The 10,577-nt window shown below is 72.6% G+C and carries 9 protein-coding genes; 2 read left to right on the forward strand and 7 right to left on the reverse strand.

Going from position 1 to position 10,577, the window contains the following annotated elements; translation table 11 throughout:
- Positions 1 to 10: 10 nt before the first annotated feature.
- Genes ABZS51_RS24920 through ABZS51_RS24940 form a run of 5 tightly spaced genes read right to left on the reverse strand, consistent with a single transcriptional unit; the run spans position 11 to position 5,424 of the window.
- Positions 11 to 1,177, reverse strand: coding sequence for a branched-chain amino acid ABC transporter permease (locus tag ABZS51_RS24920; RefSeq protein WP_355445377.1), 1,167 nt, complete (start codon positions 1,175 to 1,177; stop codon positions 11 to 13).
- Positions 1,174 to 2,061 carry a branched-chain amino acid ABC transporter permease gene (locus ABZS51_RS24925; protein WP_355445380.1) on the reverse strand — a complete coding sequence of 296 codons (888 nt, stop codon included), beginning with the start codon at positions 2,059 to 2,061 and terminating at the stop codon, positions 1,174 to 1,176. Before ABZS51_RS24925 ends, ABZS51_RS24920 begins: the two co-directional genes overlap by 4 nt.
- Positions 2,058 to 3,884 carry an AMP-binding protein gene (locus tag ABZS51_RS24930; protein WP_355445383.1) on the reverse strand — a complete coding sequence of 609 codons (1,827 nt, stop codon included), beginning with the start codon at positions 3,882 to 3,884 and terminating at the stop codon, positions 2,058 to 2,060. Before ABZS51_RS24930 ends, ABZS51_RS24925 begins: the two co-directional genes overlap by 4 nt.
- Entirely contained in the window at positions 3,881 to 4,675 is a 795-nt protein-coding gene (locus tag ABZS51_RS24935; RefSeq protein ID WP_355445386.1) for an ABC transporter ATP-binding protein, read from the reverse strand. Before ABZS51_RS24935 ends, ABZS51_RS24930 begins: the two co-directional genes overlap by 4 nt.
- Positions 4,663 to 5,424 carry an ABC transporter ATP-binding protein gene (locus tag ABZS51_RS24940; RefSeq protein WP_355445389.1) on the reverse strand — a complete coding sequence of 254 codons (762 nt, stop codon included), beginning with the start codon at positions 5,422 to 5,424 and terminating at the stop codon, positions 4,663 to 4,665. Before ABZS51_RS24940 ends, ABZS51_RS24935 begins: the two co-directional genes overlap by 13 nt.
- A gap of 153 nt (positions 5,425 to 5,577) precedes the next feature.
- Between ABZS51_RS24940 and ABZS51_RS24945 the strand changes: the two genes are divergently transcribed.
- The gene (locus tag ABZS51_RS24945; protein WP_355445392.1) at positions 5,578 to 5,835 is read left to right on the forward strand and encodes a UBP-type zinc finger domain-containing protein; all 258 of its coding nucleotides are present in this window, start codon (positions 5,578 to 5,580) and stop codon (positions 5,833 to 5,835) included.
- Here ABZS51_RS24945 and ABZS51_RS24950 read toward each other — a convergent pair whose 3' ends face one another.
- Both ABZS51_RS24950 and ABZS51_RS24955 read right to left on the reverse strand, forming a co-directional pair.
- Positions 5,836 to 7,407, reverse strand: coding sequence for a Na+/H+ antiporter (locus tag ABZS51_RS24950; protein ID WP_355445395.1), 1,572 nt, complete (start codon positions 7,405 to 7,407; stop codon positions 5,836 to 5,838).
- A 188-nt stretch (positions 7,408 to 7,595) separates the two neighbouring features.
- Positions 7,596 to 9,002: a hypothetical protein gene (locus ABZS51_RS24955; RefSeq protein WP_355445398.1), complete on the reverse strand. Its 1,407-nt coding sequence runs from the start codon at positions 9,000 to 9,002 to the stop codon at positions 7,596 to 7,598.
- Between the two features lie 416 nt (positions 9,003 to 9,418).
- Here ABZS51_RS24955 and ABZS51_RS24960 point away from each other — a divergent pair.
- Positions 9,419 to 10,577, forward strand: a 1,159-nt coding sequence (locus ABZS51_RS24960; protein ID WP_355445401.1) for an ATP-dependent DNA helicase, incomplete at its 3' end; no start/stop codon positions are given.

A 10,577-nucleotide genomic window follows, 5' to 3' on the forward strand; every position in this document is an offset into this window, starting at 1 on the left:
TAACCCCTCTCTAGTAGGAGAACGGCCACGACTTCCAGTAGGCGCGGACCCGGATCCACAGCCCGGACAGACCCCGCGGCTCGAAGACGAGGAACAGCACGATCAGCAGGCCATAGAGCACGGTCTCGACCTGGAAGACGTTGGGCGTGCGCGTGGTGTCGGCGCTGATGACCGGCACCAGGGCGGGCAGCGTCCGGGTGAGCGGCTGGAGCAGGGAGATGAACAGGGCCCCCGCGATCGACCCGGACACGGTGGCCACCCCGCCGATCAGCACCATCGCGATGAACTGCACCGACAGCAGCAGGCTGAACGAGCCCGGCTCCACGTACCCGGAGACGGTGTAGAGCAGGCCGCCCGCGCAGCCGGCGTAGAAGGAGGAGATCCCGAACGCCAGCACCTTGTAACGGGTCAGCGGCACCCCCATGACGGCCGCGGCGATGTCGCGGTCGCGGATCGCGGCGAAGGCGCGGCCGACGCGCGATCGGGCCAGGTTGCGCGCCGCGACCGCGAAGAGCACGAGCAGCGTCAGCATGAGCAGGTAAAGGACCTGTTCCCTGGTGCCGAGCGGCCCGTCCTGGTCCAGCGGGTACCCCAGCAGCCGGGGCACCGCCGCCTCCCGGCCGACGCCCGGCCCGCCGGTGAGCGCCTTCCACTCCTTGAAGACGTGCTCGCCGAGGAAGACCAGGCCGAGCGTGACGACCGCCAGGTACAGGCCGCGCAGGCGGGTGGCGAGCGGCGCGACGAGCACCCCGGCCGCCGCGGCGGCGAGCCCGGCCGCGGGCAGCCAGATCCAGATCTCGGACAGGCCGTACCCGAGGGTCCTGCCGCCGGGCGGCGCGGACACGGCGGCGGCGGTGTAGGCGCCGATGGCCACGAAGAAGGCGTGCCCGAGCGACACCTGGCCGGCGTACCCGGTGACGATGTTCAGCCCGATCGCGCCGATGGCCAGCGCGTACGCCCCGGCCAGCACCTCCAGCGACCGGTCGGCGAGGACCACCGACAGCGCGAACGCCAGCACCACCAGCAGCCCCGTCCACAGCCGCTTGGCCGGCGTGTCGAGCAGCGCCATGTCCTGGGCGTAGGAGGTACGCAGCAGCGGCCGGCCGCGCACCCGGCGAAACCGTCCGGTCGGTATGTCCGGGACGCCGGACGACGTCCCGGACTTCGTGTCCGTCATACTCGTTCGACCTCCCGGGTGCCCAGCAGGCCGTACGGCCTGACCAGCAGGACCACCAGCATCACCACGTACGGCGAGACGACGGCGAAGTTCTGGCCCAGCCACGGCGCGTACTCGCCCTGGTACGACTGGAACAGCGACTCCACCACTCCGACGGCCAGCCCCCCGATCACGGCGCCCCCGAGCGAGTCGAGCCCGCCCACGATGATCGCGGGCAGCGCCTTGAGCGCGATCACCCAGGTCGACTGCTCGATGCCCTGCCCGGTGCCCGCGAACGCGCCGGCGATCGCCGCGAGGAAGCCGGCGATCGCCCACGACAGCGCGAACACCATGCCCACCGAGATGCCCTGCGCGAGCGCGGTCTCCTGGTCGTGGGCCGCGGCCCGCATCGCCAGCCCGTACCTGGTGTACCGGAAGAAGGCGAACAGCAGCCCGACGAGCACCGCCGTCACCGCGAGCATGGCGAGCCAGCGCTGCTGCACGACCAGCGGCCCGAGCTCCACCTGCGCGAACCCCCAGGGGTCGCCCACCTGGCGGACGTCGCGGCCGATGAAGGCGTTGACCACGACCCGCAGGACCACGTCCACGCCCAGCGTGATGATCGCCACCACGAACACGGGCCGCCCCACCATCGGCCTGATCGCCGTCCGCTCGACGCCCAGCGCCACCCCGGCGACCAGGAGCGCGGCGAGCGGCACGGCCGCGTAGAAGCCGGTCGCCTCCGCCAGGTGGCTGACGGCCACGCCGCCGGCCAGCATCAGCGCCGGCTGGGCGAAGCTGATCACCCGGGTAGCCTTGTAGACGATCACGAACCCGAGCGCGAGCAGCGCGTACACCGAGCCGTTGCCCAGTCCCCTGATGACGCTCTCCAGCAGGCCCTTCACCGCGCGTACATCCCTTCGACCAGGTCCTCGAACAGCTCGGCCACGGCGGCGCGCCGGACCTTGCGGGTGGCGGTCAGCTCGCCGTCCTCGTGGTCGAGCTCCTTGGGCAGGAACGCGAAGCGCTTCACCTGCTCGGGGCGGGCCAGGCGGGCGTTGACGTCGTCCACGACACGCTGGACCAGCTCGCGGGTCTCCGGCCGCTCCGACAGGTCGCGGTAGGTGGTGTAGGCGATGCCACGCCGCCGCGCCCACTCCCCCACCGTGTCGGGCTCGATGCCGACGAGCGCGACCAGGTACGGCCGCCGGTCGCCGACGACGACCGCCTCCTTGACGTACGGCGACGCCTTCAGCGCGTTCTCGATCTCGCTGGGCGCGACGTTCTTGCCGCCCGCGGTGATGATGATGTCCTTGAGCCGGTCGGTGATCCGCAGGTGGGTGCCGTCCACCAGCTCACCGACGTCGCCGGTCCGCAGCCAGCCGTCCGGGTCGAGGACGGCCGCGGTGGCCGCCGGATTGCCCCAGTAACCGGCGAACGTCCCGGGGTGGCGGGTGAGGATCTCGCCCGTGGCCTCGTCGACGCGCAGCTCGACCCCGGGGTGCGGCTCGCCGACGGTGCCGGGCCTGACCCGGCCGGGGCGGTTGGCGGTGGCGATGGCGGTGTTCTCGCTCATGCCGTACAGCTCGTGCATGGGCACGCCGATGCCCATGAAGAACCTCAGCACGGAGGGGGCGATGGGGGCGGTCCCGGAGGCGGCGTAGCGGACGTGGCGCATGCCGAACCGCTCGCGCAGCGCCCGGTAACAGCACACCCACCCGGCCGCGTACGCCAGCCTGGTGGCGGGCGTGTGCCGGCCGCCGGTACGGGCCAGCGCCGCGCCCAGCCGGTCGGCCACCCGCAGCCAGAAGCCGGCGACGGCCCGCTTGAGCGGGGTGGCCGAGGCACGGCGGATGTCGATCTGGGCCAGCGTCTTCTCCCAGCTGCGCGGCACGCCGAACAGGATCGTCGGCTGCACCTCGCGCAGGTGGGCCTGGACGGTCTCGGTGGACTCGGCGAAGTTCACCTGCACGCCGGAGGCCGCGTTGAACCAGACGGTGAACGCCCGCTCGGCCACGTGGCACAGCGGCAGGTACGACAGGACCAGGTCGCGCTCGGAGGGCGGCGGGAAGGTGAAACCGCCGCCCGTGACCAGCGTCTCCACGGCGAACTCGACGTTGCGGACCGTGAGCATGACGCCCTTGGGCGGCCCCGTCGTGCCGGAGGTGTAGACGAGCGTCATCACGTCACCGGGCTCCGCGGCGGCCATGCGCTCCGCCACCGCGCCTGGATGTTCGGCGCGGTGCCGCGCGCCGAGGGCGAGCAGCTCGGGCCAGGCCATCAGCCGCGGGTCGTCGTAGCGGCCACGGATGCCGCGCGGCTCCAGGTAGACGACGTGCCGCAGCCCGGGGCAGCCGCCGAGGACCGCCAGCGCCTTGTCCACCTGCTCCTGGTCCTCCGCGACCAGGACGCGGGCGCCGGAGTCGGACAGCAGGTGGGCCACCTCTCCGGCCGGGTTGGCGGGGTAGAGGCCGACGGTGACCGCCCGCACGGCGACGGCGCCGAGGTCGGTGTAGAGCCACTCCGGGCGGTTCTCGGAGTGGACGGCCACCCGGTCGCCCGGCTCCACGCCGAGCGCCAGCAGCGCGTGCGCGACCAGCTCCGCCCGGTCCCAGTAGCCGGCCCAGGTGACCTCGCGCCAGACGCCGAGGTCCTTGTGCCGCAGGGCGACCGCGCCGGGGGCGGAGCGGGCGCGCTCCCGCACCCTGGTCACGATCGTGGCCGTCATGCCGTCCCTCCCGGATACGCCCCGCCGAGGTACGCCTGGATGACGGCGGGGTCGCGGCGCACCTCGGCCGGGGTGCCGAGCGCGACGGGCCGGCCGAAGTCCAGCACCAGCACCCGGTCGGCCAGGTCCATGACCAGGCCCATGTCGTGCTCCACCATCACGATGGGCACGCCCAGCTCGTCGCGCACGTCCAGGACGAACCGCGCCATGTCCTCGGTCTCCTCCAGGTTCATCCCGGCCACCGGCTCGTCGAGCAGCAGCAGGCGCGGCTCCATGGCCAGCGCCCGGCCCAGCTCGACGCGTTTCTGCACCCCGTACGGCAGCAGCCGCACGGGATGGCGGCGCCACGGCTCCAGCTCCAGGAAGTCGACGATCTCCTCGACCCGGGCGCGGGCCGCCAGCTCGGCCCGGCGCGCCCGGCCCAGCCACAGGACGGCCGCCGCCGCGCCGTAACGGAAGTGGTGGTGGCGCCCGAGCATCAGGTTGTCCAGGACGGTCAGGTTGTGGAACAGCTCCACGTTCTGGAACGTGCGCGCCATGCCCATCGCGGCGATCCGGTGCGGTGGGTGCGCCAGCAGGTCCTCGCCGAGGAACGTGACGCGGCCCCGCTGCGGCCGGTACACCCCGGACAGCACGTTGAACACCGACGTCTTGCCGGCGCCGTTCGGGCCGATGACCGCGAGCAGCTCGGCCGGGCGCACGTGGAAGGTGACGCCGTCGATGGCCGTGACGCCGGCGAAGCTCAGGTGGACGTCCTCGACGGCGAGCACCGGGCCGCTCACGACAGCCACCGCTTCCTGCGCTTGTAGTGCTTGACGTCACGGAAGGAGCGGACGGCCCCGAGGTAGAACTCCTTGATGTCGTCGTCGGCCAGCAGCTCGCCCGCCGGCCGGTCCATGACGATTTTCCCGGTCTCCATGACGTAGCCGTGGGTGGCGATGGACAGCGCCATCCGGGCGTTCTGCTCCACCAGCAGCACGGTGGTGCCCTTCCGGTTGATCTCGACGACCAGGTCGCGCACCTGCGCCACCAGCGCCGGGGCCAGGCCCAGGCTCGGCTCGTCCAGCAGCAGGTAGCGGGGGCCCGCCATGAGCGCCCGGCCGATCGCGAGCATCTGCTGCTCGCCGCCCGACAGGTAGCCGGCCGTGGCCGAGCGCCGCTCGCGCAGCAGGGGGAACAGGTCGTAGACCCCGTCCAGGTGCGAGACGCGGGCGGTGTGGCCGCCGGCCCTGAGGTTCTCCTCGACGGTGAGCTCGCCCAGGATGCGGCGACCCTCCATGACCTGGCTGACGCCCCGCCGGACGATCTGGGCGGGACGCAGGTGGTGGAGGGGCTCGCCCTCCAGAGTGACCGATCCCTTGACCACCTCGCCGTCGTGGACGCCCAGCAGCCCCGACACGGCGCGCAGCAGGGTGGTCTTGCCGGCCCCGTTCGCGCCGAGCAGCGCGACGATCGAGCCGGGCGGGACGCGCAGGCTCACGCCCCGCAGGACGAGCATCACGTCGTCGTAGACGACCTCGAGATTGCGCACCTCCAGCACGGGGGCTCCCTCGGGACAGTGGTCCGCGTCACGAACGCGATGTGCACGACGTCCACTGGCACATCCGCGTTGTGCACAATGTCCACTGTCGCCCCGCCCTCAGCAAGGGGTGCGGGGACAGGAAAACAAGAGTGGAGTTCTAGGATTTCCCCTATGGCAACATGTGAACATCTTTCCCACGCCGGGGACCCGGCGGCCAAGACCCCGGACGGGTGCGAGGAGTGCCTGGCCACGGGCGGGCGGTGGGTGCACCTGCGCCGGTGCCTCGAATGCGGGCACATCGGCTGCTGCGACTCCTCGCCCAGCAAGCACGCGACCCAGCACTTCCACGTGGCGGCCCACCCGGTGGTCCAGTCGTTCGAGCCGGGCGAGCAGTGGCGGTGGTGCTACGTCGACAACCAGATGGGCTAGCTAACGCTCCAGGATGGCCTCCTCGAAGTCGAGCTGGGCCATCACCTCACGCATCACCTCGTCGTCCAGGCTGCGCTCGTCGCGCAGCCGGACGAAGACCTCCCGCTCCGCCTGCAGCATGTCGCGGCGCAGGCGCCGGTAGAGCGCGCTCGGCGTCTCCGCGCCGCCCTGCGCCGTGCCGCCGCCCAGCCGCTCCCAGGCGCTCAGCGAGCGCCGCCACGACTTCTCCTTGAGCTGGTCGATGACCTGCTTCTGGATCTCGTCCGGCTCGCCGTCGCCCTCCACGGCCCGGTCGAGCGCCTCCAGGCCCGCCGTGAGCGCCGCCTGCTGGGCGCTGGCCTCGGCCAGCGTGTCCTGGTAGCGCTCCTCCTCGCTGGACACGCGCAGCCGCCGGATCAGCGCCGGGAACGACAGCCCCTGCACCAGCAGTGTGCCGATCACGGTGGTGAACGTCAGGAACAGCAGCATCGTCCGGCCCGGCACGTCGGCGGGGATGGAGAACGCCGCGGCCAGCGACACCACGCCCCGCATGCCGGCCCAGCCGACGATCACCACCTGCGGGGTCGGCAGGGTGCCCTCGCCTCGTCCCAGCAGCCTCGGCACGTACGCCGCGGGCAGCATCCAGGCGAAGCGCACCAGCACCGTGGTCAGGAACACCACGACCGCGTACAGCACCAGCTCACCGGCGCCGTAGCCGCTGACGCCCCGCACCACCGTCACGAGCTGGAGGCCGATCAGCGCGAACACGATCGTCTCCAGGAAGAAGTCCGTGACCTTCCACACCGAGGCGGACACCAGTCGCGTGCCGAAGCCGCGCAGGTGCATCTGGTTGCCCAGGTAGAGGCCGACGATCACCACGGAGATCACGCCGGAGGCGTGGACCGACTCCGCGGTGAGATAGGCGGCGAACGGGATGAGCAGCATGAGCGTGTTCTCGACCAGCGAGTCGCGGGTGTGCCGGAACACCCAGGCGAACACGAACGCCAGCGCCAGCCCGATCCCCACCCCGGCCACCGCCGCGTACAGGAACTCGCCGGCCGCCACCGCCAGGTCCACGGTGCCGCCCACGGCCGCGCCGATGGCCACCCGGTAGGCGGTCAGGGCGGTCGCGTCGTTGAACAGGCTCTCGCCGATGAGGATCGTCAGCGGCCGGCGCGGCAGGCCCAGCCGCCGGCCCACGGCGACCGCCGCCACCGCGTCGGGCGGCGCGACGATCGCGCCCAGGGCGAACGCCGCCGCCAGCGGCAGCTCGGGCAGCAGCAGGTGCACGACCAGCCCGACGGCGGCCGTCGTGGCCAGCACCAGGCCCACCGACAGCATCGCCACCGACCGCCGTACGTCGCGCAGCCGTAGGTAGGAGCTGTCCAGCGCGGCCGAGTAGAGCAGCGGCGGCAGGAACACGAACAGCACCAGCTCGGGGTCCAGCGGCACGGCCGGGACCACCGGCGACACGATCAGCCCGGCCGCCACCAGCAGCAGCGGCGCCGGCCAGCCCTTGCGCCGCGCCACGGCGGCCACGGCCACCGCGCCGCCGGCCATGAGGAGCAGCTGGAGTCCCGTGGTCGCGTTCACCGGGCTCGGCCTGGGGAGATCGCGGGACGATGGGACACTTCAGGCCCTCCTCGGCAACGGGGTCGGGGCACTCGCCCCGCGCGGCGACGACCTTCCCGCCGCGGAACGCCGGGGGGAAGGATCGGCATCCATCATGCCGTGCCCTCGCGAACGGCCGGGCCGCGGGTCACCCGCCGGACGGCCGCCCGTCACCAGTCGCGGCGGTCGTCCCGGTCGTCGTACTGCTGGTCGGGACGCAGGCGCTCGCCTGTGGAGAACATGGGGTCACCGACGTACGGGCGCGACAGCGGCCGGCCGTCCGGCTGCTGCTGGTACTGGTGGCCGGGCTCCGGGGTGCCGAGGGCGAGCAACGGGTCCACCGGGTTGGCGGTGGGCGGGGGGTAGACCGGGTAGTCCTGGCCGGCGTAGTCGCGGGCCCCGTTGTGCTGTGCCGGATAGTCCTGCTGCCGGTACTCCTGGGCCCGGTAGTCCTGAGCCTGGTAGTCCTGAGCCTGGTAGTCCTGGGCCTGGGGGTCCTGCTGCCGGTAGTCCTGCGCGCGGTGGTCCTGCCGGCGGCTGTCCTGTGCCGGGTACTCCTGGGCCTGGTAGTCCTGGGCCTGGTAGTCCTGGGCCTGGTAGTCCTGGGACGGCCGGTCCAGCGACGCGTACCCGTCGCCGACGCGGTAGGAGTCGCCGCTGGTGTACGGGTCCTGAGCGGGGCGGTCGGTGTGCCGGGCGGCGGCCCGCTGCGGCATGGAGCGGGGCCTGCCCGCGCCGGGGATGCCGTGCATCGGCGTGCCGAGGCCGGCGGCGCCGAGGTCGGCCGCGGTGTCCGCGGCCTGGCCCGCGCTCCGCCCCTGGTAGCCGCGGTCGTCCTGAACGTACCGATCTTGTGCGGCTCTGTCCTGGGCGGCCCTGTCGTGGGTGCGGGCCGCGTAGGGGTCGGACGCCTGTGACGGGAAGCCGAGCGGGTCGGTGGAGTGCGGCGGCGCCTGGCGTTCGCGGGGAAGCTGGTAGCCGCGCTCACCGGCGACCGGGTGCGGGCCGGAGAAGGGATCCGGGTCGAGGCTGTACTGGGGGCCGCTCGGGGTGTCGTCGACGTACTGCGGGCCGGTGAACGGCTCGGAGCGCTGCGGCTCGGCGTACTGCTGCGGGGCGGCGTAGGAGCGTCCGGTGCCCGGGTCGGAGTACTGGGGGTCGGAGTACTGGGGGCCGGTGAAGGGCGCCCGCTCGCCGTACTGACCGGGCGAGGTGTCGCCGTACTGACCGGATGACGGGTCGCCGTACTGGCAGCCGGCGGCGGTGTCCGCGTACGGGGAGGAGTCGCCGTACGGGTCGCGCTGGGCGGGCGGATCGCTGTAGGAGGCGACGAGCTTGTCCTGGCGGGGCGGCGTGCCGCGGGCGACGAGCACGTCGCTGGGCGAGAGGGTGGCCGTCGGGCGCTCTTCGGGCTGCTGCTGGACCGGCGCCGGCGGGAGGGTCTGGGGGCGCTGGTACTGGCCGGTGCCCGGGATCACCTCGGTGCCCGGGTCGTGGGCGGGCACCGCCGGCTGCTCGCCGGTGGCCTCCGCGAAGCCCTCGTCGAGGGTGTCGAGCAGGCGTCCTACGTCTTCCATCGGCATGCGGAAGCTGGCGGTGCACATCTCTCCCCGCCAGAGGCTGAGGACCAGTGTGCCCTCGTGCCACGTGACCCGGAGGCACCTCTCCTGACCCCGGGCATCGAAGAAGACTTCACCGAACGACGGCAACGGGACAACTTCCGACATGGCAGACATACTGCTTTAACCAGCCTTTATTCGTCCACTCAACCCCGGATAACCCTACTTTAACCGGACTTCTCATCCTTATCCCGGACCCATCTGGTCACATAAGGCAGACCAGTTGGCGTCCCGGTCGTTCAGTGTGCCACGTGCCCCGCCGGGTGTGTCCCGCGAACGCCGGGATGCGCATGGCCGATCACACGGCGTTCGGCGCCGGGCACCCACGAATGCGGGTAGCGTTTACTGCCGTGCCGGACTCCCATCTCCCGTCAGTGGACGAACTGCTCAGCATCGCGGTCAGCGCCGTCGGAGGGAGCGAGCGGCAGGGCCAGATCACCATGGTCCAGGCGGTCCAGCGGGCCATCGACCACAAGGAGCACCTGGCCGTCCAGGCCGGCACGGGCACCGGCAAGTCGCTCGCGTACCTCGTCCCCTCGATCCGGCACGCGATGGACGCCGACAAGCCCGTGGTGATCTCCACGGCCACCATCGCGCTGCAGCGCCAGCTCGTCGACCGCGACCTGCCGCGCCTGTCCGAGGCGCTGGGCAAGGAGCTCCCGCACGCGCCGACGTTCGCCATCCTCAAGGGCCGTCGCAACTACCTGTGCCGTTACAAGGCGACCGCCGGCTGGCCCGAGGAGGACGAGCAGGACCAGCTGTTCGACCCGCGCGAGGTCAGCGCCACGGGCCGGATGGTGCAGCGCATCCAGGAGTGGGCCGAGGAGACCGAGACCGGCGACCGCGACGAGCTGGTGCCGGGCGTCAGCGAGCAGGCGTGGCGGCAGTTCTCCGTCAGCGCGCAGGAGTGCCTGGGCGCCAGCCGCTGCCCCAGCGGCGCCGAGTGCTTCGCCGAGATGGCCCGTGCGCGCGCCGGCGAGGTGGACGTGGTCGTCACCAACCACGCGCTGCTCGCCATCGACGCCATGGGCGACCTGCCGGTGCTGCCCGAGCACGACACCGTGGTGGTCGACGAGGCCCACGAGCTGGTCGACCGGGTGACGTCGGTGGTGACCGGCGAGCTGTCCGACACCACGGTCATGCTGGCCGTACGACGGGTGGGGCGGCTCATCGAGCAGCCCGTCGCCGACCAGCTCATGGAGGCCGGCGAGGACCTGAAGGCGCTGCTGGCGGCGGCGCCGGCGGGCCGCGTCGACGAGCTGCCGCAGGTGCTCGGGATGACGCTCGCGCTGGTGCGCGACGCCTCCGCGCGCTGCCTGACGGCGCTCGGGCCGCGCGGCGGCGACAAGGACGACCCCGACCGCGCCGGTCAGCGCAAGGCCGCGTTCACGGCGCTGGACGAGGTGCACGACACGGCGGTGCGGATGCTGGAGGCGTACGGCCACGCCTCGGAGAGCGACCGGGCCGAGGTGGTCTGGCTGGACGCGGGCACCGACCGGCGCCCGCCCACGCTGCGGGTCGCCCCGCTAGGCG

Origin of the sequence: Nonomuraea sp. NPDC005501 (genome assembly GCF_040605905.1) — a bacterium.
Taxonomy (GTDB): domain Bacteria; phylum Actinomycetota; class Actinomycetes; order Streptosporangiales; family Streptosporangiaceae; genus Nonomuraea.

Excerpts from the sequence above, each read along its gene's own strand:
- ABZS51_RS24920 (WP_355445377.1), bottom strand. The coding sequence starts at position 1,177 with ATGACGGACACGAAGTCCGGGACGTCGTCCGGCGTCCCGGACATACCG.
- ABZS51_RS24930 (WP_355445383.1), bottom strand. The coding sequence starts at position 3,884 with ATGACGGCCACGATCGTGACCAGGGTGCGGGAGCGCGCCCGCTCCGCC.
- ABZS51_RS24945 (WP_355445392.1), top strand. The coding sequence starts at position 5,578 with ATGGCAACATGTGAACATCTTTCCCACGCCGGGGACCCGGCGGCCAAG.
- ABZS51_RS24955 (WP_355445398.1), bottom strand. The coding sequence starts at position 9,002 with ATGGAAGACGTAGGACGCCTGCTCGACACCCTCGACGAGGGCTTCGCG.